Here is a 23272-nt window from a genome sequence, read left to right on the forward strand (position 1 = left end):
GCATCCTCCTCGTATGCGCTGACAAGCCGACAAGGGGGCGGCGGACTGGGCTCAGCGATCGGGCAGGGTGCGCCGCCACGCACCGCGCCCCGGTCGCAACCGCAGGCCCAGGCGCAGTCGCCGGGTCTGGGACCGCGGAGGCTTGGGTGCGCGGGAGGGCTGGGCGTCCTGCGCCGCGGCCTGCGCGGAGAACACCACGGTGAGCGCGGCCAGCTCCTCCGGGGTCGGGTTGCCGTGGGTGACCGTGAACAGGGGGTCCTGGCGACTCGTGGTCTCGGGCAGCGAAGCGACCGCCGCGGTCCCCGGATCATGGGCGGGACGGGACAGGTCACCGGCCGCCCGTGAGGCCGGTGAGTTGTTCTCGGCCGTGCTCACAGCGGGATGTTCCCATGCTTCTTGGCGGGGGTGGACGCGCGCTTGTCCGCGAGCCCGCGCAGGGCCCGGATAATCTGCTCGCGGGTCTCGGACGGGCAGATCACCGCGTCTACATACCCAAGTTCGGCGGCCTGGTAGGGGTTGAGCAGGTCCTCCTCGAACTTCTGCGCGAGTTCGGCGCGCAGCTGCTGGTCCTCACCGGTTTCCTGGGCGGCCTTGAGGTCCCGGCGGTAGAGGATCTCCACCGCACCCTGGGAGCCCATGACACCGATCTGGGCGGTGGGCCACGCGAGGTTGATGTCCGCGCCCAGCTTCTTGGACCCCATCACGATGTACGCGCCGCCGTAGGCCTTGCGGGTGATGAGCGTGACCAGGGGGACCGTGGCCTCCGCGTACGCGTAGAGCAGCTTGGCCCCGCGGCGGATGATCCCGTTGAACTCCTGGTCCGTGCCGGGCAGGAACCCGGGGACGTCCACGAATGTGAGGATCGGGATGTTAAACGCGTCGCAGTGACGCACGAACCGCGCGGCCTTCTCGGAGGCCGCGATGTCCAGGGTCCCGGCGAACTGCATGGGCTGGTTTGCCACGATCCCCACGGTGTGACCCTCAACGCGGGCGTAGCCCACCATCACGTTGGGGGCGTAGAGTTCCTGGATCTGCATGAAGTGCCCGTCGTCCACGACCGTCTCGATCACGGTGCGCATGTCGTACGGCTGGTTCGCGGAGTCCGGTATCAAGGTGTCCAGGGCGAGGTCCTCGTCCGTGACCTCTTCGACCTGGTCGTGGTCGAGCACCGGGCTGTCCTGCAAGTTGTTGCCGGGCAGGTACTCGAGCAGCTCGTGGACGAAGTCGAAGGCGTCCTGCTCGTCCGAGGCCAGGTACGCGGCGGTGCCCGTGCGCTCGTTGTGGGAGCGGGCCCCGCCCAGGGTCTCCATGTCCACGGTCTCACCCGTGACGGTCTTGATGACGTCTGGGCCCGTGATGAACATGTGGGAGGTCTTGTCCACCATGACCACGAAGTCGGTCAGTGCGGGGGAGTAGGCGGCGCCACCGGCGCACGGGCCCATGATGAGCGAGATCTGCGGGACCACCCCGGAGGAGCGCACGTTCATGCGGAAGATGTCCGCGAACATCGCCAGGGAGGCCACGCCCTCCTGGATGCGGGCGCCGCCGCCGTCGTTGATCCCGATCACGGGGCAGCCGTTGCGCAGCGCGAACTTCTGGACCTTGACGATCTTCTCGCCGTTGACCTGGGACAGGGAACCCCCGAACACGCCGAAGTCCTGGGAGTAGACGGCCACGAGGCGCCCGTCCACGGTGCCGAAACCGCTCACCACGCCGTCACCCAGCGGCTTCTTCTTCTCCATGCCGAACATGGTGCTGTGGTGCACGGCCAGGGCGTCGAACTCCACGAACGAGTCGGGGTCCAGCAACATCTCGATGCGTTCCCGGGCGGTGTTCTTCCCGCGCGCGTGCTGCTTGTCCACGGCCGCCTGTCCGGACGGTACCGCGGCCTCCTCGCGGCGCTGCCGGAAGTCGGCGATCTTGCCTGCTGTGGTGGACAGGTCGTGGCTCATAACACCTCGCGTCATCGTGATCGGTACTGGTTGGGCGTACCGCGAGCCCTGGGAACGCCCCCCAGTGTAATTGCAGGGCCCACACGCGCCTTTGTAGAAGTCCCACAACGCAGGCCGGTGCTCTTTCGACGGGCGCGAGCGTCCCGGGTCCCTCAGGCGGAGGTGTCGGACCCCACCGAGCCGATCGTCACGGTCCATTCCCGGATCGTGTGCTCCGTGACCACACCGTGGACCACCAGGGGGTCCTCGGCGATGATCCGTTCGATCTCCTCGGCGCTGTCCGCACGCAGGACGATCAATGCGGCGTCACCTTCCAAGGGCCCCGAGACGATCACGACGCCGCGCTCGTGCAGTTCGCGCAGGAACGCGCGGTGGGCGGGGCGGTGCTCGGTCAGGATGTCCTGCGGGCCGCCGTAGACGTAGTTCAAGGCGTAGACGCTCATACCGGGTCCTCTCGTGGTGGCGCTGGCTGGTCCCAGCATATGCCCGGCTCACGACGCTAGACATAAACTTGCCGTACCGCCCCGTCGTCGACATGCGTCGTCGGCACAGTCATGTGAGGAGTACCCATGGAAGCCACCGAGGACCGGCCCGCCGCGGATTACCGCGCCGCGGAGCTGGACGGGGCGCTGCGCGGCCACGGGTGCCGCCTCACGATCCTGGACAGCGTCCCGTCCACCAACGAGTGGCTCGTCGAACAGCTCTCGCGGGACGCGGCGCACGATGCCGCCGGGGCACCGCTGCGAGCGGTCGTCGCGGGATTCCAGAGCCGCGGCAAGGGGCGCCTGGACCGCAGCTGGTTCACCCCCGCGGGCACCGCCGTGACGTTCTCGGTGGCCCTCACGCCGCGGGACCGCTCGGGCCGCGCGTGGCCGCAGGACCTCCTGCCGTGGCTCACGCTAATGCTCGCGCACAGTGTCACGGCCACCGTGCGCGAGCTGACCGGCGTCCCCGCGGCGGTGAAGTGGCCCAACGACGTCCTGATCCGCGAACGCAAGGTCTGCGGCATCCTCGCGTCCCTCGTACCCTCGCCCCCCGGTGCCGCACACCAAGGACCCACCGTGGTGCTCGGCGCGGGCATCAACGTCCAGCAGTGCCACCTCCCGGTCCCCGGCGCCACGTCCCTGCGCCTCGAGACCGGGAACGACGCCGCTGTCCCCACGCGCAGCGCGGTGCTCACCGGGGTGCTCGCCCACTTCTCCCGCGCCCTCGACCGCGCGAGCGTGGACCCCGCCGCGCAACTCGGGCCGGGTGGGGAACTGCGACGGGAGCTCGAATCCGCTCTCGACACCCTGGGACGCCGCGTGCTCGTGCACCTGCCCGGGCGCAACGCACCATTGCCCGCCACCGCCGTGGGGCTGGGAGCGTCCGGTCAGCTGCGCGTGCGCGACGACGACGGCCGCGAGCACGAGTACGGCGCGGGCGACGTCGTCCACGTGCGACCCGGTCCCCGCACCCCGGAGGACGCCGGACACGAGAACGAGAGGCCCCGATGACACGCTCGCGCCGCGCCCTGGACCTGGCACCGGGTGAGGACACGGTCGTGGCCACCCGCGCCCACCCCTTGAAACTCGTGGCCCCGGCGCTCGCCGCGTGGGCGATCGTGTTCGGTTATTCGGCCCTGCGCCGCGTCCTGGACCTCACGTGGCGGCCCACAGCCACCCCATGGACCACGCTGCACGCGTTCGTGGGGTGGCTGCTGCTCATCGCGGCATTGCTGCTCGCGTGGCGGTTCGTGCTCTCGCCCGCGTGGCGCTGGCTGCGCACGCGCTTCGTGCTGACCACCGCGCGGCTTGCCCTCGTGGGGCCCCCGGCACGGAACGGCGCGGTGTTCCTGCCCCTGAACGAACTGCGCTCGGTGCGCGTCACGCGCGGGGCCACCCGGCCCGGCGAGGCCCGCGAGGGCCTGGACCGCGGCACCGTGCTCGCGGATTTCGGGGGCCTGGGCGGGCTCAAACTCGCCAGCTGCCCGCAACCGGCCCGCTTCGCCGCGTTGGTCCGCGAGTCCGCGGCGGACGGGGGCAACTACAGTGGTGGAGGCAACACGGCCGGACCGGGGTATCCCGGAACCCATATCGCCCAGCAAGGAGGACCGCGTGGCTGACGACCCCTCGGAGCACACGGACGGATACGTCACCGGGCCGCAGACCGAACAGCTCAACCTGAACGTGCACAATCCCGTGCAGTCCAACCTGTACGGGTCGGAGGAGTCCAAGGCGGCGGCGCGCCACCTCGACTCCCTGTTGTTGGGTTCGCAGCGTCACCTGCGGCGCCGGGAGGCCGCGCGCGAAGCGGGGCTGTCCACGGCGTCCGCCCGGAAGATCTGGCGTGCCCTGGGCTTCCCGAACCTCAGCGACGACGACGTCTACTTCACGGGCGAGGACGTCCGGGCCCTGCGGGTGGTCTCCAACCTCGTGCAGGAGGAGAAGCTCAGCGAGGAGGCCGCGCTGTCCCTGGCCCGCTCCGTGGCGCAACTGACCGACCGCATGGTCGTGTGGCAGATCGAGGCGCTCGTCGAGGACATGGTGGCCCACCGGGACATGACGGACGCCCAGGCACGGCGCGAACTGCTGCGCATGCTCCCGGAGGTTCTCGAACCGCTCGAGAATCTGCTCGACTACGCGTGGCGCCGTCAGCTCTCCGCAGCCGTGCAACGACTGGCCATGCGCGGTGAACGCGCGGACGGGTCCACGGTGAGCCTCGGGATGGCGGGCCCGGACGTGGGCTCCTCGTCCCTGCCGCTCGCGCGCGGCGTGGGGTTCGCGGACCTCGTCTCCTATACGTCCCTGTCCCGGCAGATGAACGAGCGCACCCTGGCCAACCTCGTGCAGCGCTTCGAGAAGCGGTGCGCGGAGGTGATCTCGATCGGCGGTGGCCGCGTGATCAAGACCATCGGCGACGAAGTGATGTTCCTGTCCGAGACCCCCGAGGGCGGGGCGCAGATCTCGCTCGCCCTCGCCCGCGTGATCAAGAACGATCCCCTGTTGCCGCAGGCCCGCGTCGCGTTCGTGTGGGGGCGCGTGCTACCGCGACTCGGTGATCTCTACGGGCCCACCGTGAACCTCGCGTCCCGGCTCGTGGCCCTCACGGAACCCGGGGGTGTCATGGTGGACGCCTCCACCGCCCGTGTGCTCGGCGGCGACGACCGGTTCGTGCTGACCCCGCAACCCACCCGCAACGTGCGCGGCTTCGGGGACGTGCGCCCCGTGTCGATCACCCAGGGCCACGGGCCCTTTCTGGAAGACGAGGTCGAATGACCGTTCCCCTGACCATCCGATCGGGCGGTGTCACCGATCGGGGACTGCGTCGTGAGACGAACGAGGACGCACTGATCGTCACGGACACCATGTGTGCCGTCGCGGACGGGATGGGCGGTCACGAGGCCGGTGAGGTGGCCAGCGCGCTGTGCGTGTCCACGCTGGGTGGCTCGGACCTGTTCTCGCTCGACGACTTCCGCGACTACGTGATCGTGGAGCCAGCACCCGGATCGGACGTCGCCCGGTTCCGCGCGACGATCGACCGCCAGCTCAAGCTCGACCCGGACGTGCCCAACGAGGCACTGGAGGCCGTGCATCGGGTGCGCTCGGTGCTGTGGGAAGCGGACCAGGCCATCCAGGCCCAGTGCGGCACGCGCGCCGGGACCACGGTCACGGGTGCGTGGCTCGTGGAGATCGCCGGTAGCTGGCTGTGGCTCGTCTTCAACGTGGGGGATTCGCGCACCTACCAGCTCGTGGGCCCGCCCGTGGGGGAGCCGCCCACGACCGAGACCGGACCCGTGGGAGTGACCCAGCTGACCGTGGACCACTCCGAGGTGCAGTACCTCGTCTCGATCGGCCAGCTCACCCCGGCCCAGGCGCTCGTGCACCCGCGGCGCAACGTCATCACGCGCGCCCTTGGCACGGGTCAGATCTGGGAACCGGACGTGATCGTGGTGCCCGCGGTGCCGGGGCAGCGGTTGCTCATGTGCTCCGACGGTCTCACGGGGGAACTCTCGCCCGCGCACATCGCCCGCGTCCTGCACTCGGTCCCGCACCCCAAGGAGGCCGCAGACGTCCTGGTCCAGGCCGCGCTGCGCACTGGTGGCCGAGACAATGTCACGCTCGTGGTCGCGGACGTGCTGCGCGCGGACGACCCCCGCGCCAACACCACGTCCATCCCCAGGATCCGCTGAGTTCACGTCCCGGGCACCGCTCGGCCGGTGCCTGGGCACGCTTGCGTGCGCGCCTCAACCCGAGCGTTTCGTTCGCGATGAAACGGTCGGGGCGCGGCTCACGCGGACGCGGAACCCCCGCGCGAGCCGGCCGGGTCAGGCGTGGTGGCCGCGCGTCTGGGCGCCCGGGTCCTTGGCGGGCTTGGGCTCCTTGACGGGGGCCTTGCCGCTCGCGCGCAACCGGCGGTAGTAGTCCGCGGCCTCCTCCTGGCGCTCGGCCTCCACCGTGCCACCGATCTCAGCGCGCAGCAGCTCGGGCGAGAGCCCGAACGCGTCCACCAGCTCCAGGGAGTAGGGGCGCAGGCGCTCAATGAGGCGGTTGATGTAGGACTCCAGAGCGCGGCCGCGGCGCATCGAGAGCCGACCGTAGGAGAGGTACCACGCGAGGTCCTGCTCGATCAGGTGCAGGCCGAAAAGGTCCCGCAGCCACGTGAGCACGCGCTTGGTGTCCGGGTCCTCGATCTTCTCGAGACCAGCGGTGAACGCCTCCCACTGCAGCAGCTGGGCGTGGGAGCGGGCAGCCTCGAGCAGCCGGTTCTGGTTGTCGTTGAACGCCTTTGCCTGCTCGGTGCGGGACTTGCGGGACACGGCCCGCAGCTCGTCCGCGATGTCGCCGATCATGGTCTGCACCCGGTCGGTGAGCAGCGCGCGCTGGGCCGCGGGATCGCGCAGGGCGTTGACGGACTTGCGGGAGTCCCCGGTGTCCGAGAACGCCTGGGTCAGCTTGCGCAACCCGGAGCGGTTGAAGCCGGCCTCGGTGGCGCGGTCCGCCACGTAGCGGGCCATCACGCCCACGTCCGCGTTCTTGAACTCCGCCGAGTAATCGTTGAGCAGGCGCTTGGCCACGAGCTGCAGCAACACGGTGTTGTCGCCCTCGAACGTGACGTAGACGTCCAGGTCCGCGCGCAGTTCCACGAACCGGTTCTTGGCCAAGAAGCCCGCGCCACCGCACGCCTCGCGGCACTCCTGCAGCGTGTCCAGGGCGCTCCACGTGGACATCGGCTTGAACGCCGCGGCCAGGGTCTCGAGCTCCTGGCGGTTGCCGTCGGACTCATCCTCGCCGGAGAACACCTCGTGGAACTTGTCGAGCAGCTGTTGGTGCGCGAAGGTCATCGCGTAGGTCTCGGCGATCCGGGGGATCAGCCGGCGCTGGTGGCGCTGGTAATCCAGCAGCGTCTGCTCCTGGATGTCCGAGTCCGTGGTGAACTGCCGACGCTGCTCGGCGTAGCGCACCGCGATGCTCAGCGCGGCCTGGTTCGCGATCGTCGCGGCGCCGTCGAGGGACACGCGGCCCTGCACCAGCGTGCCGATCATGGTGAAGAAGCGCCGGCCCGGGGACGGGATGGGGGAGGAGTAGACGCCGTTCTCGTCCACGTCCCCGTACTTGTTGAGCAGGTTGGTGCGGGGCACGCGCACGTGGTCGAAGTGCAGTCGGCCGTTGTCGATGCCGTTGAGCCCACCCTTGCGGCCGTCGTCCTCGCCGCCCACGCCCGGCAGGAACTCGCCGTTCTCGTCCCGCAGGGGCACGTAGAGGCAGTGCACACCGTGGTTGGTACCGTTGACGATGAGCTGCGCGAACACGGTGGCCGCGCGGCCGTGCACCGCGGCGTTGCCGAGGTAGTCCTTCCACGCGGCCTTGAACGGCGTGTGGATCTCGAACTCGTCCGTCTCCGGGATGTACGTGGCGGTGGTGCCGATCGAGGCAACGTCAGAACCGTGGCCGATCTCCGTCATGGCGAACGCACCGGGCATGCTGAGGTCCAGGATGGAGGGCAGCCACTTCTTGTGGTGCTCCTCGGTGCCCAGGTTCAGCACGGCGGAGCCGAACAGGCCCCACTGCACACCGGACTTGATCTGCAGGGACGGGTCCGCGAGCACGAGCTCCTCGAACGCGGAGAGGTTGGCGCCGGGGCTCATGGCCCCGCCCACGCTCTCGGGCATGCCCAGGTACTGGGGCCCGGCATCCGCGAGCAGCTTGAGCTGCTCGAACGTGACGTTGCGCTGGTCCGCGAAGGACTGGTCGTACTGGGACTGGAAGCGGGGATCCTTCGCTCGCTCGCGTGCCGCCTTGCGTGCTTCGGGCCAGCGGCCCAGCAGGATGGCGCCGAGCTCGGCGGTGTCGATCCCGGACGGGGTGGTGGCACCGTCCTCGGGCAGGTCTTCGATGCGGTCGGTATTGGGAACTGTTCCGCTGACCGAGGTAATGGACATCATGACTCCTGACGGTTCTCTGGGACGGGTGGTTTACCCGTCGTCCTGATGGGGGAAGTTGGTGGTGCGGATTCACTGCCGGTCACGGGGCGCAGGCCCTCCACGGCCCACGTGGTGATGATCCGGCTCATGGTGTGGCGATCCGGTTTCGCGGTATCGCCGCCGAGTTCGAGCCAGGCCTCACCCGCGCCGCGGACCATGCCCACGGTGGAAGCGGCCCAGCACTTCAGGACCCCCTCGGGCGTGGCCCGGCTGCCGTGGTGGCGCATGTGCTGCTCCATGAGCAGGTCCCTTACGGAATCCACGAAGCGTTCGATCGTGGAACCCCGTTCCGTGGGTGCGGTCACCACGAAGCGGTAGACCTCACCGGAGGCCGCCACGGACTTGAGGTACTCGGAGACGAGGGCGTGGATCATGGCGGCGAACGTGTCCGCTTCGCTGGCCACGGCCACCATGCGTCGACGCATCCGGGTCACGAAGTACTCACCCACCGCGGCCTGCACACCGGCCTTGTCCTTGAAGTAGCGGTAGAAGACGGACTTGGAGGTCCCGCACGCCGTGGCGATCTCCTCCATGGACAGCGCAGCACCGTTCGCGGCCACGGCGTCGCGCGCGGCCGTGATCAGTTCGATCCGCCGCACGGCGCGGTGCCGCTGCCAACGCGAGCTCCTGCCGTCCACGGGGTGCGTGACCTGTTTCACGATACCGAGAGTATCAGCTATTCTGGATCCCGAGTGATCCAGATCGCATAAATTCCCCGAAAGGAACTACGCATGAGCGAGAACACGCAGAACACGGCACCGTCCACCCCGGCCACCGGAACCGGTTCCGAACCCGCCAAGCGAGTTGCGGCCCCGGCCGCCTCCTCCGCGCCGCAGGGCGGAGCGACGGGAGCCCGCGCCGTCGTCGTGGCGGGCAACCGCATCCCCTTCTCCCGCGCGGGCGGGCCGTACGCGAACGCGTCCAACCAGGACATGCTGACCGCCGCGATCGACGGGCTCGTGGCCCGGACCGGGATCGCGGGCGAACGCCTGGGCGCCGTGGCGGCTGGTGCCGTGATCAAGCACTCCCGGGACTTCAACCTCACGCGCGAGTCCGTGCTGGGCTCCGCGCTGGACCCCGCGACCCCGGCCTACGACGTCCAGATGGCGTGCGCCACGGGCATGGAGACCGTGAGCTCGATCGCCAACAAGATCCGGCTGGGCCAGATCCGGGCCGGGATCGCCGGTGGTGTGGACTCGTCCTCGGACGCTCCCATCGCCGTGAGCGAGGGGCTGCGCCGCGCGCTGCTCAAGCTGCAGCGCGCCAAGACCACCGCTCAGAAGCTCAAGGCGTTCAAGGACCTGCGCCCGGGCGACCTCGCGCCGTCGGTGCCCTCGTCCGGTGAGCCGCGCACGGGCCTGAGCATGGGTGAGCACCAGGCGCTGACCACCCAGAAGTGGGGCATCACACGCGAGGCCCAGGACGAGCTGGCCGCGGCCTCCCACCAGCACCTGGCCGCCGCGTACGAGCGGGGCTTCTTCGACGACCTCGTGACCCCGTTCAAGGGTCTGACCAAGGACAACAACATGCGCCCGGACTCCACCGTGGAGAAGCTGGGCGGGCTGAACCCGGTGTTCGGCAAGAAGCTCTCCGGTGAGGCCACCATGACGGCCGGCAACTCCACGCCGCTCACGGACGGTGCCTCCACGGTGCTCATCTCGTCCGAGGAGTGGGCCGGTGAGCACCACCTGACCCCACTCGCCGAGGTCGTGGACAGCGAGGCCGCCGCGGTGGACTTCGTGACCGGCAACGAGGGCCTGCTCATGGCCCCGGCCTACGCCGTGCCGCGTCTGCTGGCCCGCCACGGCCTCACGCTGCAGGAGCTGGACCTCGTGGAGATCCACGAGGCGTTCGCCTCCACCGTGCTGTCGATCCTCGCCGCATGGGAGTCCCCGGAGTTCTGCAAGGACCGCCTGGGCCTGGACGCGCCCCTGGGTTCGGTGGACCGCGCCAAGCTCAACGTCAACGGGTCCTCACTCGCCACTGGGCACCCCTTCGCCGCCACGGGTGGTCGCATCGTTGCCTCCACCGCCAAGGAACTGGCCGCACGTGCCAAGGAGACGGGGAAGCCGCAGACTGCGCTGATCTCGGTGTGCGCCGCCGGTGGTCAGGGTGTGGCCATGCTGCTGCGCTCGGTCTAAGCGAGTTCACGGCCACGGCGAGACACCACGATTTCTGGGAGAGGACACAAGTGACGGACACATATCTGGACATGGTCAATTCGGGGCTGGGCAAGCAGCTCGCCGGCAAACTGGGCCTCCCGCGCCCGGTCACGCTGCGCCGGTTCACCGCGGACGGGGACTTCCCGAGCGGCTCCGTGCTGGTGCTCGGCCGGGGTGCGGCGGGCGACGCCGCGTCGTCGGCCCTGCTCGGCTGGGACCTGGACGTGCGCCGGCACGCTCAGGACGTGGACCGGGTGGGTGCGGTGGTGATCGACTACACGGAGGTCGACAGCCCCGCCGATCTCGCGGACGCCGCCCTCGAGCTGGCCTCGGCCGTGCGCAAGCTGCGCCCGGGCGGGCGGGTCATCACGCTGTCGCGACCGGCGCCCGGGATCGGGACCGGAGCGGCGTCGGGCACGCTGCCCGGCGCGCGGCAGTTGACCCCGTCGCAGGCCGCGGCGCGCCAGGGTGTCGTGGGCATGCTGCGCTCGATCGCCCAGGAGATGCGCGGCGGCGTGACCGCCAACGGCATCCTGCTCGCGGACGGCGTCGCTGCGGACGCTCCCGGTGTCACGGGCGCCCTGCGCTTCTTCCTCTCGGGCCGCAGCGCGTACGTGGACGGGCAGTTCCTGACTGTGGGTGACGACCGCGGGGACGCGGACGTGGACTGGGTGCACCCCGTCGCGGGCAAGGTCGCAGTGGTCACGGGTGCCGCACGCGGGATCGGCGCGCAGGTCACGCGTACGCTCGCGGCCTCGGGTGCCACGGTCATCCCCGTGGACGTGCCCGCCGCCGGTGACGCGCTGAGCAAGCTCGCCAACGAACTGCGCGTGCCCGCGTTGCAGCTGGACGTCACGGACCCGCAGGCCGGACAGAAGATCCTGGACCTCGCGGTGTCCCGGTACGGCCGGCTGGACCTCGTGGTGCACAACGCGGGCATCACGCGGGACAAGATGCTCGCCAACATGGACCAGGCCAAGTGGGATTCCGTGATCGCGGTCAACATCGAATCGCAGTTGCGGATCACCGAGACCCTGCTCGCCTCCGATCAGCTGGGCCCGGCGCCGCGCATCGTGTGCCTCGCGTCCACGAGCGGCGTGGCGGGCAACCGCGGTCAGACCAACTACGCCGCCTCCAAGGCCGGGGTGATCGGTGCGGTGGCCGCCACGGCACCGCTGATCGCGGAGAAGGGCGGGACCATCAACGCCGTGGCCCCCGGGTTCATCGAGTCGGACATGACGGCCAAGATCCCGGCGGCCCGCCGCCAGATCTCCCGCCGATTGAACTCCCTGCAGCAGGGCGGTACGCCGGAGGACGTAGCACAGGCCATCACGTTCCTGCTCTCGGACGCCGCCGGTGGGATCAACGGTCAGACGTTGCGCGTGTGCGGCCAGAGCCTCGTGGGAGCATGATCGTATGAGCACTCCCGACCCGGTCCTGCCCACCGTTCCCTCCGACTACGAACTCGTCCAGCCGGCGGGTTCGGTGAAGCTGCCCGCGCTGTACGCGTCCGCGGGGGCGCGCGCGGCGTCATCGGCGGCTTCCGACGCCGCCGCTGCGGCCACGCACAAGGTGCTCCCGGCTCTGCGCGACTCGCCCGTGGGGCGCGTGCTGCCCGGCGCGCTGCGTAAGTCCCGCAAGGAACGCGTGGGGGCTGCCCTGCAGGTGCCGCGCGTGGCCCACGTCGTGGAGGACGTTAGCGCGGAACCCGAGTGGCACGAGAAGTTCTGCCGCGTGGTGCACGCAAGCACGCATCCCGTGGCCCCGGGGTCGCAGCACACCACGGTGTTCTCGGGTGCGCTGCACGCGCTCGCGTTCCCCGTGGCCATGTCGGTGCTCACGCGCAAGGACTTCCCCCTGCCCGTGCTGGGCATGGTGCACCTGAGCAACACCATCCGCCACGTCACGGACGTGGCCGTGGGGGAGCGGCTCACCGCCACGGCGTGGACCGAGAATTTGGGCACCCACCGGTCCGGGACCACGGTGGACGCCGTCGTGACACTGTCCCGCGAGGGCGGGTCCGTGGTCTGGGCCGGGCGCTCCACGTACCTGGCCAAGGGCGTGCACACCGCGATCGCGGACGACGGCGCGCGCGTTCCCGAGGAGTCCTCCCACGAGCGCGCACCGTTCGATCCGCCGCAGCAGACCGCGCAGTGGGTCCTGGGCGCCGGGACCGGGCGGGACTACGCGGCGGTCAGCGGCGACTACAACCCCATCCACCTCTCCGACCCGTCCGCCAAGGCGCTCGGGATGAAGGGGGCGATCGCGCACGGGATGTACACGGCCTCGCGCGCACTGGCGCTGACCGGCGTGCCCGCGGAGGTCCCCTTCGCGTGGTCCGTGGACTTCGCCGTCCCGGTGCAGCTGCCGACTACGGTGGCTGTCTCGGTGGACGACGACGGTCGGGGCGCCCACTGGCGCGGTTCCCGCGTCCTCGTGTGGGACCCCAAGCGGCAACGCCCACACGCGGAGGTCACGGTCACGGCCCTGTGACCGCTCGCTGATCCGCCTGACGAACACCCCCGGGACCGAGGTTCCGGGGGTGTTCGTGTCTGTCGGTGGGGTGGGACACAATGGGGGCGTGAGCACAGACAACGCGCGGCGGGCCACGGACGCCACGGGCCAGAGCCTCAATCCGGACGAGCCCAGCGAGGCACTGCGGGAGGAGTACGCCGATCTCGCGGACCGCGTCCGCGAAGCACGCACGGCGTACTACGTCCACGACCAACCCGTCATATCGGACGCCGAGTACGACCGGTTGTACCGCTCCCTCGAGGAGTTCGAGGCCCTGCATCCCGAACTCAAGGCGAACGATTCCCCCACGCAGGAGGTGGGCGGTGACGTTTCCGCGGCGTTCAGCCCCGTGAAGCACCTCGAGAAGATGTACTCGCTCGAGGACGTCTTCTCCACGGACGAGCTCGTCGCGTGGTTGACCCGCGCCCAGCAGCAGGTCGAGCAGTTGCCGGGTGCGCCCACCGTGGCGTGGCTGAGCGAGGTCAAGATCGACGGCCTGGCCGTGAACCTGCTGTACCGCAACGGTGTGCTTGTCCGGGCCGCCACGCGCGGGGACGGCACCACGGGTGAGGACATCACCCACAACGTGGCCACCATCAAGACCATCCCGCAGCGACTGACCGGTGAGGACTTCCCCGAAGAGGTCGAGATCCGCGGCGAGGTGTTCATCTCCTCCAAGGATTTCCGCGCCCTCAACGAGGCCATCGTGGAAGAAGGCCGTGCGCCGTTCGCGAACCCCCGTAACGCCGCGGCGGGTTCGCTGCGTCAGAAGGACCCGCAGATCACCGCGCGGCGGCCGCTGTCCATGTTCGTGCACGGCATCGGGTTCTCCCGCGGTTTCGAGCTGGAGACGCAGTCCCAGGCGTACGACATCCTGCGGGACTGGGGACTGCCCGTGAGCCCCTACTCCCGGGTGCTGGAATCGGTGGACGAGGTGCTCGAGTTCATCGCGGAGTACGGCGAGAAGCGGCACAGCCTGCTGCACGAGATCGACGGCATCGTGATCAAGGTGGACGACCGCCGCACGCAGTTCCGGCTCGGCTACACGTCCCGCGTGCCCCGGTGGGCCGTGGCGTACAAGTACCCGCCGGAGGAGGTCAACACGAAACTCGTGGACATCCTGGTCAACGTGGGCCGCACCGGTCGCGTCACGCCCTTCGGGCTCATGGACCCGGTGCGCGTGGCGGGTTCCACCGTGGAGATGGCCACCCTGCACAACCAGGACGTGGTCAAGGCCAAGGGCGTGCTCATCGGGGACACCGTGGTGCTGCGCAAGGCCGGTGACGTCATCCCGGAAATCGTGGGGCCCGTCGTCGCACTGCGGGACGGCACGGAGCGGGAATTCGTGATGCCCACCGAGTGCCCGTCGTGCGGCACGCCCCTGCGTCCCGCCAAGGAGGGGGACGTGGACATCCGCTGCCCCAATGCGGAGACGTGCCCGTCCCAGCTCAAGGAGCGCGTCAACCACGCGGCGGGTCGCGGGGCCTTCGACATCGAGGCCCTGGGGGAGGAAGCGGCCAAGGCCCTGACCCAACCCGTTCCCCAGGACGCACCGGACGGCACCGAGTTCTCCGTGCCCCCGCTGCGCAACGAGGCCGGGTTGTTCGATCTCACGCCGGAGGACCTCAAGGAGGTGAAGGTGTGGCGGGACTCCCGGCGCACCGTCACGGACAAGGAGAGGGGGGAGAAGACCCAGCGGGTCACCCCCGAACTCGTCCCGTACTTCTGGACCAAGCCCACCAAGAACAAGCCGAGCGTGCCCTCCAAGACCACGGAGATCATGTTCCAGCAGATGGAACAGGCCAAGGACACCGACCTGTGGCGGGTCCTCGTGGCGCTGTCCATCCGCCACGTGGGTCCCACGGCCGCGCGCTCGCTGGCCACGTCCCTGCGCAGCATGGACGCGATCCGCTCGGCGGACCTGGACACGCTCGCGGGCACGGACGGGGTGGGCCCCATCATCGCGCAGGCCGTCATCGAGTTCTTCGAGGAGCCGTGGCGGTGTGAGGTCGTGGACCGCTGGGCCGCCGCGGGTGTGCGCATGGAGGAAGAGGTGGACGAGTCCACCCCCCGCACACTTGAGGGAGTCACCGTGGTGGTCACGGGATCACTCGAGGCCTACAGCCGGGACTCCGCGAAGGAGGCCATCCTGAAACGCGGCGGCAAGGCGTCCGGGTCGGTGTCCAGGAAGACGGCGTTCCTGGTGGCCGGCGAGAACGCGGGTTCCAAGCTCGACAAGGCGGAGTCCCTCGGGGTTCCCGTGCTGGACGAGGCCGGTTTCGAGCGCTTGCTCGCGCAGGGCCCGTCGGCGTTCGACGACGCCGCTGCATCCCACGACAACGCGGGGAAGTGAGACGCGAGATGGCGGATGCACTGGAAGGGCTGGGTCCGGGGTCGGACGAACTGCAGGAGCTGTTGGAGGTCGCGCTGCGCGCCGCACAGGCCGGGGCCGACGTCCTGAGCGGTCGTGACAGCGCCGAGTTCCACGCACAGACCAAGTCCTCGGACGGCGACTGGGTGACGTCCTTCGACGTCGCCGCGGAGGAGGCTGTGAGCGCCGTCCTGCGCCGTGAACGGCCCCGGGACGCCATCACGGGGGAGGAATCGGGAACGTACGTGCCCGAGCACCGCAGCCCCGTGCGGTGGTCGGTGGACCCGCTGGACGGGACCACCAACTTCATCCGGGACATCGTGTACTACGCCACCTCCGTGGCCGCGTGCGACGAGCACGGGAACTGGCTCGTAGGGGTCGTGAACGCCCCCGCTCTCGGGCGGATCTATTACGGCGTCGCAGGCTTGGGTGCGTGGGTCCGGCGGGACGGACGGGACACGAGGCTCACGGGTCCGGTCCCCGGCCGCCGGGGCGCGCTCTACGGCACGGGTTTCTCGTACGACCCCGCCGTGCGGCGTGAGCAATTCGGTTCTTTCCTGGACACCATGGAGAACTTCTCGGACATGCGGCGCCTGGGAGCGGCCTCCCTGGATCTCTGCATGGTGGCCGACGGCACCCTGGACGGTTACTCCGAACGTGGACTGCACGAGCACGACTGGGCGGCCGGCGCATTGATCGCCCACGAGGCCGGGGCGGTGGTGCAGCGCCCCGATCTGCCCGTTCCACCGGCGCTGAGTGGGCAAGAACACTCAGCGGGCAGTGCAATCGCGAACGCATACGAAAAGGCCCGCGTGACCAGCGTGATCGCGGCCTGGGCCCCGCGCTGAGTAGTGGTAATCACACCGTTATCGGTTGGCAATCACACCGTTATGCGAGTCGGGAACCCGGGCCGGGTTGACCCGTTCGTCGCGGGTGGCCTAGCGTGGCCGGAGTTGATCGGCCGTGGTGGCCGTGATACATGTCCGCGACTGGGGGTGTCCCCAGAAACGGGATAACGAAAAAGTAACTTTCTGCTTGGCAACGCCCGGAACGTTACGTTATCGTTATTATCAACTTCCTCAGCGGACTTTCGTGAGCGGAAGTTCGCTTCCGGGTCCACTCGATCCGTGGCTCGGCTTGTGCTGGATGTTGCCGCAACACCGTACGTCGTCTGTATGGCAGCATTCCGTAGTTTCTACCCCTAACACCAACTGTCAAGGGTGGACGACGGCGCGAAGACACCCAGGGATGGGAACGAGCGTAGGTGGCCTTACGGAGCATAATGAAGACTTCAACCGCTATTCGCCGTGGTGCCGCTGCTGTCCTGATGGGCGGCGTGGCCGTGGGCGCCTTCGCCGTTCCCGCCAACGCCGTTCCCGTCTCCACGTGGGACGCCCTGGCTCAGTGCGAGTCCGGTGGCAACTGGGGCACCAACACCGGTAACGGTTTCTCCGGCGGTCTGCAGTTCACCCCGAGCACCTGGGCTGCCTTCGGCGGCACCGGTTCCGCTCAGGGTGCTTCCAAGGCGGAGCAGATCCGCGTGGCCGAGAACGTCCTGCAGGGTCAGGGCTGGGGCGCATGGCCCGCTTGCTCCGCCAAGCTCGGCCTGTCCGGCAACGGTGGAGGCGTCGCCTCCGCCGCCTCGGTGAGCACCCAGGCGTCCTCCGTGAAGCAGGCTGCCCCGGTGCAGCAGGCTGCTGCCGCTCCGGTGCAGCAGGCCGCGCCCGTGAAGCAGGCTGCCCCCGTGGCCCAGGCCGCTCCGGTGCAGCAGGCTGCCCCCGTGGCCCAGGCCCCGGCCGTGACCTACTCCGCTCCCGCGGCTCCCGTGCAGCAGGCCGCTCCCGCCGCCGGCACCTACACCGTGCAGGCCGGGGACACCCTGGGCACCATCGCCAACAAGCTGGGCGTCAACGGTGGCTGGCAGGCCCTGTTCGCCGCCAACTCCGGCACCGTGGCGGACGCCAACCTGATCTTCCCGGGCCAGGTTCTGAACATCCCCGCCTGATCCAGGCACTCATCGCTCGCGATGACCGGGTGATGCGGTGGACCGAGGTCCGCCGCTGACCCCTCGAAGCCCCGCCCCGCACCGATCCCGGTGTGGGGCGGGGCTTCGTCGTACCCGGAACCGGTCCGGATCCCATGGTGTGGGCTGTCACGCCACGGCATCCTGCGGGGCCCCGATTGCCGAGCCGGAGGATTCCTCTCCGGCTTCCGGGATGCGACCTGTGGGGTGCCACAATGAGGTCATGACGACTGAGATCGCGATCATCGGAGCAGGCATCGCCGGATTGTCCGCGGCCTCGGAGCTGGCGGAACACCGGGGGACTGGTGAGGGAATCCTCGTGTTGGAGGCGGAACGGGACGCGGCAATGCACACGTCCTCCCGGTCCGCGCAGCAACTGATCCCGAGCTACGGTCCGGAACCGGTGCTCGAGCTCACCCGCTGGAGCATTGCCCGGTTGCTCGAAGCTGGCAACTATCTGGCGGCTCCGCTCGCGTGGCCCAGCTCGTTCGTCGTCGCCGGCTCGCCCGAGGACGTGGCCGCCATGACCGTTCCCGGGCTGCGTACCCTTGAGGGCGCCGAACTGTTCGAGCTGTGCCCCGAACTGCGGGTAAACCCGCAGCGCTTCCGGACCGCAGCCGTGGACGAGTCCGCCGTGCGCACGGATGCCACCGCCCTCGTGGCATGGCATCGCGAGCGAGCGCTGGCGGCCGGCGTCGAGATCCGGACGAACAGCCGCGTGACCGATGCCAGGCGGGCCGGGGACCTGTGGGAGCTGACCCTCGACACCGCCCCGCCGAAGACCGTGCGTGCCGCCACGGTCGTCAATGCCGCGGGTGCGTGGGCGGACGAGGTGGGAGCGCTGTTCGGCGGGGCGCCCCAGGGATTACGGCCTCTGCGGCGCACGGCGGCCCTCGTGACCTTGGCGGAGCCCATGCCGCCGGAACACCCCATGGTCGACGATGCCGCCGAGGACTGGTACTACCGCCCCGACGCCGCGGGCGCCATGATCTCGCTCGGGGAGGCCGAGCCCAGCGAACCGTGCGACGCCCAACCGCACGAGGGCGCCGTCGCCGGGCTGATCGCCATGATCGAGCGGGAGACCAGCCTGCGGATCACGGGCGTGGTCAAGGCGTGGACCGGACTGCGCACGGAGCGTCCGAGCGACGTCCCCGTGTGCGGCTGGGACCCGGTGGCACCGGGTATGTTCTGGCTCGCGGGGCAGGGCGGGTACGGGTTCCAGACGAGTTCGGCACTCGCCAGGGCCGCCGCGGAACTGGTGCTGCGCGGTGAGGTGGGGGACTGGCTCAGCTCCGCCACCCGCGATGCCCTGGCCCCGGACGGCTCCCCCGATCAGGCCGCGACCCCCAGGTAGCGCGCGAGCCACGCGTACTCCCAGGCGGTGTCCTTCCACTGCGAGTAGCGTCCGGACGCGCCACCGTGGCCGCCCGCCATCTCACAGCGCAGCACCACGGTCTCCGGGTGCCGGGCATGAGTGCGCAGGGCGGCGACCCACTTGGCCGGTTCCACGTACAGCACGCGGGTGTCGTTGAGGCTCGTGACCGCCAGGACGGGCGGGTAGTCCGCGTCCCGGAGGTTCTCGTAGGGGGAGTACGAACGCATGTACTCGTAGACCTCGGCCGAGTCCACGGGGTTGCCCCACTCCTCCCACTCGAGGGCGGTGAGCGGCAGCTCGGGCATGAGCATGGACGTCAGCGGGTCCACGAACGGGACCGCCGCGAGCGCCGCACAGTACAGCTCGGGCGCGAGGTTGAGCACGGCTCCCACGAGCAGGCCGCCGGCCGAGCCACCCATCACGGCGATCCGCTGGGCGTCCACGTCCGGGCGGGCGGCGAGGTGGCGGGTGACGGCCACGTAGTCGGTGAACGTGTTGGTCTTGGTGTCCTTCTTACCGTTCTCGTACCACCCGCGGCCGAGTTCGCCACCGCCGCGCACGTGCGCGACCGCCCAGATCACGCCCCGGTCCAGCAGCGACAACCGGGACACGGAGAAGCCGGGGTCCGTGCTGATCTCGTAGGACCCGTAGGCGTACTGGAGCACGGGTGCGGGGCGGGTGGGGTCCAGGTCCGCGCGGCGCACGATGCTCACGGGGATCCGGGTCCCGTCCTCGGTCACGGCCCAGTCCCGTTCCACGGTGTAGTCCTGGCTGCGGTACCCGCCCAGCACGGTGGCCTCGCGCCGCAGGACGGGCTCGCCCACGCCGTACTCGTTCGTCCCGGACTCGCCGGGTTCGGCCGTGGGGATGTCGTAGACGCGCGGCGGCGTCACGAAGGACGTGTAGGACACCCGCACCACGGGGTTCTCGTACTCCGCGGAGAGCACGCCACTCGTGTAGAGCTCCTCGTCGAACGCGGCCTCGGCCCCGTCCAGCAGCGACGGCGACGCCGCACCGGCCGCCGCGCTCGACGCCGCGGCGTCGTCCGACTCCGCAAGGCGTCCTGAGCCCGTGTCCGATGTCGAGGGCACGGCCTCGCGTGGGCCCGCAACGATCTCGTCCACCGCGCGGCGCGGGATCAGGCGGACCCGGGGCGTGGTGTCCGCGCGCAGGGCCACGACCAGGTGGGTGGCGGTGGGAACACAGGACTCGATCCGCACGTCCTCCGACGCCGGGATGACGTCCGTGAGCTCGAGGTCCGCGAGGGCACGGCCCGCGTGCCCGAGCGGCATGAGGCTCACCCGGCCGTTGGGGGCGTGCGCGTCGTGGGTCAGGAGCACGTAGTCCTGGCCGGCCACCGTGAGGGGTTCCACCTCGTAGAGCACCCGGTCCTCGCGCGAGATCATGACGCGCCAGGGCAGGGAAGCCGGCCCAGCGGCGTCGTCGGACGCATCGGCGACCGGCTCATCCGTGGGGGAGCCGGTCAGCTCGGTCAACGGCAGGATCCGGTACTCGCTGTACTCGGAGCAGGACGAGGACAGCATGAGCCACCGCTTGTCCGCGGAGAGCTCGGCCCCGAGCCACAGGCCGGGGTCGTCCTCCTGGAACAGCAGCTCGTCGGAGGATGCGTCCCGGCCGATGACGTGCCGGTACACGCGCCACGGCCGCCACGACTCGTCCACGACGATGTAGATCAGCTGGGAGGCGTCCGGTGTGAGGAACGCGCCGTACGAGGTCTGCTCGATCCGGTCCGCGAGCAGTTGTCCCGTGGCGAGATCCTTGACCTGGATCGTGAACCGTTCGTCACCTGCGGTGTCCTCGGACCAGGCCAACCTGGAGCCGTCCTCCGACACGCTGAAGGCGCCCAGCGCGTAGAAGTCGTGCTCCTGGGATGCGGCGTTAGCGTCCAGGAGGGTTTGTTCGCCGTCCAGTGCGGTGCCCGGTTCCACGGTGGGCGGTGTCCACTGCGCGGGGTCGGTGACCGGGACGCGGCAGAAGATCTGGTGGGCGCCGCCCTCGACCGTGCGCGTGAAGTACCACCAGTCCCCGCGACGCGACGGCACGGACAGGTCCGTCTCGAGCGTGCGGTCCTTGATCTCCCCGTAGATCCGCTCGCGCAGGGGCGCCAGATCCTCGGTCGTGGCCTCCGCGTAGGCGTTCTCGGCGTCCAGGTGCGAGCGCACCTCGGGGGAGTCCTTGTCCCGGAGCCACTCGTAGGGATCGGCGAAGGTGTGCCGGTGGAACGTGCGTTCTACCGGGCGGCTCGGGGCCACGGGATAGGACGGCTGCTCGGAAGTCATGCCCACAGTCTAGGGGCGGGTGGGGATGCGCAGACGTGGTCCCGCTCGCGAGCGGCCACAATGGTCCCGTGCAGACTCCCACCCCTTCGCAGTGCGCTATGTCGCGCACCGACACGTGGCTTCAGATCGTCCTGGTGCTCGGCGTGTCCCTCGGAGCGTCCGCGGTTTACGCCGTGCTGGATCTGGCCGAGGTGCTCATGCGGTCCTCGCTGGCCGACACCACGACGACGCTCAACCGGCCCCTGAGCAGCGTCCCCCTGATCGACGCGTTGCGCCAGCTCACGGGCATCGGCTTCGCGCTCGTCCCCGTGCTGCTGGCCCTGTACCTCATGGCCGGGGTGGCGCGGGGGATCCCCGGCGTGCTGTGCAGGATCGGGGTGGATGGGCGCAGACCCGCGTGGGACACGCTGTGGGGAATGGGCCTGTTCGCGGTGATGGGCGGCGGCACCCTGGTGCTCTATCAGGTGGGCCGGTCCCTGGAGATCACCGCGCAGATCACCACATCCACCATGGAGCAGACCTGGTGGGCGGTTTCTTTGCTCGTGCTCTCCGCGCTGCGCCACTCGATCGTGGAAGAGATGATCGTGGTGGCGTTCCTGTGCGAGCGCTTGCGATCCCTCGGATGGTCGTGGTGGCTCGTGGCGGTGGCCTCCGCGGTGGCGCGGGCCAGCTATCACCTGTACCAGGGGTTCGGACCCGCGCTCGGGAACCTGGTCATGGGACTCGTGTTCGTGTGGCTCTACCGCCGCGGCGGTCGACTCATGCCGCTGCTGATCGCCCACGCTCTCCTGGACACCGTGGGCTTCCTGGCCCCGCAACTGCTCGCGGGCTGATGCCGGAGACCGGGCGGAGCGGCGTCGTCGGCCGTCCCGAAGGGAATCAGATCAAATGGTGACGGTGCCGTCCGGGGTGTCGAACGAGACGGCCATGACCCCGGGGGTGCCATTGGGGGCGCACCAGGTGACGTCCAGCGAGCCCAGGACGTCCTCCACGGGACCGCCGAGCCACTCCGTGACGCGGTCGGGGGAGCCGGCGATCTCCATTCCGCTCAACCGGACGTCCGTGATCCGCGCCTGGGACGGGTGCATCTCGTCCTCGGAATCGAAGTGCACCATGAACGGCAACTGCGGGTCGGAGATCAAACCCTTCACGCCGATCTGATGCCATTCGAGCTGCCGACCGTCGGGGAACAACCGGCCACCGGGCACGGAGGGGCGGCCCAGCTTGGCCTCGAAGGGCGCGAGGTCGGGGACCTCTACGACCCAGCCGAGCCAGCCGCCGCCGGCGTCAGAACGGGCACGGACGGCCTGACCGAACGGCGCCTTCTCCGCGGCGGGGTGCTCGAGCACCGTGACGACCTCCACGTACTGGTGGTCGGTGAGCGGCAGGATCATGTTCCGGGTGCCGAAACGGGGGTGCACACCGCCCTTGACCGGTTCGATCCCCAACCGGTTCGCGATGCGTTCGGTGGTGGCCTCGAGGCCGTCGGGCTGAGCCGCGAAGGAAACGTGATCCAAGTTCATGACGCCATGGTGGCACCGGCCACACGGGCCACCAAATCGAGCGCGAGCCCGGCGAGTGTGTGACCTGCGCCGCCCGGTCCGGTGGGCAGGGCAGGCTCTCCGCACCTCCCGAGACCTGGCATCGGGACGGCTGATCCGGGCGGCGACTGTGTTGGTCCAGGTCAACGAGACGCGCGTCTCAAAGGCTGGTGTTCGAACCGTTCTTCGGGGGCGGGTTGGTCACGGCGCTGGCCATCCCCGTCATCTACCTGACCGGTGTGGGGCCGTTGTTCTTCGTGATGCTCGCGGTGTTCGTGATCGCGGTGCTCACGGGTCTGTTCTACTTCCATCCACGTGAGACGAAGGACCGGGAACTGCACACCCGGGAGATGGAACAGCAGGAACGAGCGGCCACTGACCCCGAGCCCGCTCGCAGCGTCCCCGGCTTGACTCCCGCCCCGCCGGGTTCGGACAATGAGGTAATAGGTCACGAGAGTCAGCGCGAAGCCCCAGCTAGCTGACCGGCAACCCTCCCTTCCGCGGTGGGGTGCCCTGGGTGAGGACCTGGCCGTGGCGTCGACCGACGTCGTGCGGCAAGCGCGGGTCATTG

20 protein-coding genes and 1 riboswitch are annotated in these 23272 nt (G+C 69.8%); of the genes, 13 read left to right on the forward strand and 7 right to left on the reverse strand.

Annotated elements, in window-relative coordinates; translation table 11 throughout:
- Window positions 1–51: 51 nt before the first annotated feature.
- From B3I25_RS04275 to B3I25_RS04285, 3 genes are all read right to left on the reverse strand, one after another.
- Window positions 52–375 carry an acyl-CoA carboxylase subunit epsilon gene (locus tag B3I25_RS04275; protein WP_242670450.1) on the reverse strand — a complete coding sequence of 108 codons (324 nt, stop codon included), beginning with the start codon at window positions 373–375 and terminating at the stop codon, window positions 52–54.
- On the reverse strand, window positions 372–1952 hold the full coding sequence (locus tag B3I25_RS04280; protein WP_064846904.1) for an acyl-CoA carboxylase subunit beta: 1581 nt from the start codon (window positions 1950–1952) through the stop codon (window positions 372–374). The genes B3I25_RS04275 and B3I25_RS04280 overlap by 4 nt, the downstream gene beginning before the upstream one ends.
- A 152-nt stretch (window positions 1953–2104) precedes the next feature.
- Window positions 2105–2395, reverse strand: coding sequence for a YciI family protein (locus B3I25_RS04285; RefSeq protein ID WP_064846905.1), 291 nt, complete (start codon window positions 2393–2395; stop codon window positions 2105–2107).
- Window positions 2396–2521: 126 nt separating this feature from the next.
- On the opposite strand from B3I25_RS04285, the gene B3I25_RS04290 reads away from it, so the two are divergent.
- Genes B3I25_RS04290 through B3I25_RS04305 form a run of 4 tightly spaced genes read left to right on the forward strand, consistent with a single transcriptional unit; the run spans window position 2522 to window position 6123 of the window.
- A complete protein-coding gene (locus B3I25_RS04290) occupies window positions 2522–3448 on the forward strand; it encodes a biotin--[acetyl-CoA-carboxylase] ligase (protein ID WP_286737931.1) in 927 nt (308 codons plus the stop codon).
- Window positions 3445–4056, forward strand: coding sequence for a hypothetical protein (locus B3I25_RS04295; RefSeq protein ID WP_098053332.1), 612 nt, complete (start codon window positions 3445–3447; stop codon window positions 4054–4056). The genes B3I25_RS04290 and B3I25_RS04295 overlap by 4 nt, the downstream gene beginning before the upstream one ends.
- On the forward strand, window positions 4049–5209 hold the full coding sequence (locus tag B3I25_RS04300) for an adenylate/guanylate cyclase domain-containing protein (RefSeq protein ID WP_286737934.1): 1161 nt from the start codon (window positions 4049–4051) through the stop codon (window positions 5207–5209). The genes B3I25_RS04295 and B3I25_RS04300 overlap by 8 nt, the downstream gene beginning before the upstream one ends.
- Window positions 5206–6123, forward strand: coding sequence for a PP2C family protein-serine/threonine phosphatase (locus tag B3I25_RS04305; RefSeq protein ID WP_286737935.1), 918 nt, complete (start codon window positions 5206–5208; stop codon window positions 6121–6123). The genes B3I25_RS04300 and B3I25_RS04305 overlap by 4 nt, the downstream gene beginning before the upstream one ends.
- Before the next feature lie 135 nt (window positions 6124–6258).
- On the opposite strand, the gene B3I25_RS04310 is transcribed toward B3I25_RS04305, so the two are convergent.
- Together B3I25_RS04310 and B3I25_RS04315 are read right to left on the reverse strand one after the other, a co-directional pair.
- Entirely contained in the window at window positions 6259–8373 is a 2115-nt protein-coding gene (locus tag B3I25_RS04310; RefSeq protein WP_064846910.1) for an acyl-CoA dehydrogenase, read from the reverse strand.
- Window positions 8373–9074 carry a TetR/AcrR family transcriptional regulator gene (locus B3I25_RS04315; protein ID WP_286737936.1) on the reverse strand — a complete coding sequence of 234 codons (702 nt, stop codon included), beginning with the start codon at window positions 9072–9074 and terminating at the stop codon, window positions 8373–8375. Before B3I25_RS04315 ends, B3I25_RS04310 begins: the two co-directional genes overlap by 1 nt.
- 72 nt (window positions 9075–9146) lie before the next feature.
- Between B3I25_RS04315 and B3I25_RS04320 the strand changes: the two genes are divergently transcribed.
- The 7 genes from B3I25_RS04320 to B3I25_RS04350 all read left to right on the forward strand — a co-directional run bounded on the left by B3I25_RS04320 (window position 9147) and on the right by B3I25_RS04350 (window position 18839).
- The gene (locus B3I25_RS04320) at window positions 9147–10556 is read left to right on the forward strand and encodes an acetyl-CoA C-acetyltransferase (protein WP_064846912.1); all 1410 of its coding nucleotides are present in this window, start codon (window positions 9147–9149) and stop codon (window positions 10554–10556) included.
- Between the two features lie 50 nt (window positions 10557–10606).
- The gene (locus B3I25_RS04325; protein WP_064846913.1) at window positions 10607–11989 is read left to right on the forward strand and encodes a 3-oxoacyl-ACP reductase; all 1383 of its coding nucleotides are present in this window, start codon (window positions 10607–10609) and stop codon (window positions 11987–11989) included.
- 4 nt (window positions 11990–11993) lie between these two features.
- Window positions 11994–13070, forward strand: a complete 1077-nt coding sequence (locus tag B3I25_RS04330) for a MaoC/PaaZ C-terminal domain-containing protein (RefSeq protein ID WP_286737939.1) — start codon at window positions 11994–11996, stop codon at window positions 13068–13070.
- A gap of 88 nt (window positions 13071–13158) precedes the next feature.
- On the forward strand, window positions 13159–15444 hold the full coding sequence (ligA, locus tag B3I25_RS04335) for an NAD-dependent DNA ligase LigA (RefSeq protein ID WP_286737940.1): 2286 nt from the start codon (window positions 13159–13161) through the stop codon (window positions 15442–15444).
- Between the two features lie 8 nt (window positions 15445–15452).
- On the forward strand, window positions 15453–16310 hold the full coding sequence (locus B3I25_RS04340; RefSeq protein ID WP_286737941.1) for an inositol monophosphatase family protein: 858 nt from the start codon (window positions 15453–15455) through the stop codon (window positions 16308–16310).
- Between the two features lie 434 nt (window positions 16311–16744).
- The gene (locus B3I25_RS04345; protein WP_286737942.1) at window positions 16745–17467 is read left to right on the forward strand and encodes a transglycosylase family protein; all 723 of its coding nucleotides are present in this window, start codon (window positions 16745–16747) and stop codon (window positions 17465–17467) included.
- Window positions 17468–17708: 241 nt separating this feature from the next.
- A complete protein-coding gene (locus B3I25_RS04350) occupies window positions 17709–18839 on the forward strand; it encodes an NAD(P)/FAD-dependent oxidoreductase (protein WP_286737943.1) in 1131 nt (376 codons plus the stop codon).
- Here B3I25_RS04350 and B3I25_RS04355 read toward each other — a convergent pair.
- Window positions 18818–21160, reverse strand: coding sequence for a S9 family peptidase (locus B3I25_RS04355; protein ID WP_286737944.1), 2343 nt, complete (start codon window positions 21158–21160; stop codon window positions 18818–18820). The two genes, B3I25_RS04350 and B3I25_RS04355, sit on opposite strands and share 22 nt — an antisense overlap.
- 68 nt (window positions 21161–21228) lie before the next feature.
- Here B3I25_RS04355 and B3I25_RS04360 point away from each other — a divergent pair, with 68 nt between their 5' ends.
- Window positions 21229–21993, forward strand: coding sequence for a CPBP family intramembrane glutamic endopeptidase (locus B3I25_RS04360; protein ID WP_349676523.1), 765 nt, complete (start codon window positions 21229–21231; stop codon window positions 21991–21993).
- 51 nt (window positions 21994–22044) lie between these two features.
- Here the strand turns inward: B3I25_RS04360 and B3I25_RS04365 are convergent, their stop codons facing one another.
- Complete coding sequence (locus B3I25_RS04365) at window positions 22045–22683, reverse strand: VOC family protein (protein WP_064846920.1); 639 nt, start codon at window positions 22681–22683, stop codon at window positions 22045–22047.
- A 188-nt stretch (window positions 22684–22871) separates the two neighbouring features.
- Between B3I25_RS04365 and B3I25_RS04370 the strand changes: the two genes are divergently transcribed.
- Window positions 22872–23183 (forward strand): hypothetical protein, encoded by a 312-nt coding sequence (locus B3I25_RS04370; RefSeq protein ID WP_286737946.1) that lies wholly within the window; start codon window positions 22872–22874, stop codon window positions 23181–23183.
- Window positions 23148–23268, forward strand: a riboswitch (SAM riboswitch). Its footprint overlaps the gene before it by 36 nt.
- The last annotated feature ends 4 nt before the right edge of the window (window positions 23269–23272 follow it).

The sequence above is a fragment of the Kocuria sp. UBA1838 genome (assembly GCF_002338785.1).
Classification (GTDB): domain Bacteria; phylum Actinomycetota; class Actinomycetes; order Actinomycetales; family Micrococcaceae; genus Kocuria; species Kocuria marina.

Coding starts and splice junctions, on each gene's coding strand:
- B3I25_RS04280 (WP_064846904.1), bottom strand. CDS start 1,952: ATGAGCCACGACCTGTCCACCACAGCAGGCAAGATCGCCGACTTCCGG.
- B3I25_RS04285 (WP_064846905.1), bottom strand. CDS start 2,395: ATGAGCGTCTACGCCTTGAACTACGTCTACGGCGGCCCGCAGGACATC.
- B3I25_RS04290 (WP_286737931.1), top strand. CDS start 2,522: ATGGAAGCCACCGAGGACCGGCCCGCCGCGGATTACCGCGCCGCGGAG.
- B3I25_RS04295 (WP_098053332.1), top strand. CDS start 3,445: ATGACACGCTCGCGCCGCGCCCTGGACCTGGCACCGGGTGAGGACACG.
- B3I25_RS04305 (WP_286737935.1), top strand. CDS start 5,206: ATGACCGTTCCCCTGACCATCCGATCGGGCGGTGTCACCGATCGGGGA.
- B3I25_RS04310 (WP_064846910.1), bottom strand. CDS start 8,373: ATGTCCATTACCTCGGTCAGCGGAACAGTTCCCAATACCGACCGCATC.
- B3I25_RS04320 (WP_064846912.1), top strand. CDS start 9,147: ATGAGCGAGAACACGCAGAACACGGCACCGTCCACCCCGGCCACCGGA.
- B3I25_RS04330 (WP_286737939.1), top strand. CDS start 11,994: ATGAGCACTCCCGACCCGGTCCTGCCCACCGTTCCCTCCGACTACGAA.
- B3I25_RS04340 (WP_286737941.1), top strand. CDS start 15,453: ATGGCGGATGCACTGGAAGGGCTGGGTCCGGGGTCGGACGAACTGCAG.
- B3I25_RS04345 (WP_286737942.1), top strand. CDS start 16,745: ATGAAGACTTCAACCGCTATTCGCCGTGGTGCCGCTGCTGTCCTGATG.
- B3I25_RS04350 (WP_286737943.1), top strand. CDS start 17,709: ATGACGACTGAGATCGCGATCATCGGAGCAGGCATCGCCGGATTGTCC.
- B3I25_RS04355 (WP_286737944.1), bottom strand. CDS start 21,160: ATGACTTCCGAGCAGCCGTCCTATCCCGTGGCCCCGAGCCGCCCGGTA.
- B3I25_RS04365 (WP_064846920.1), bottom strand. CDS start 22,683: ATGAACTTGGATCACGTTTCCTTCGCGGCTCAGCCCGACGGCCTCGAG.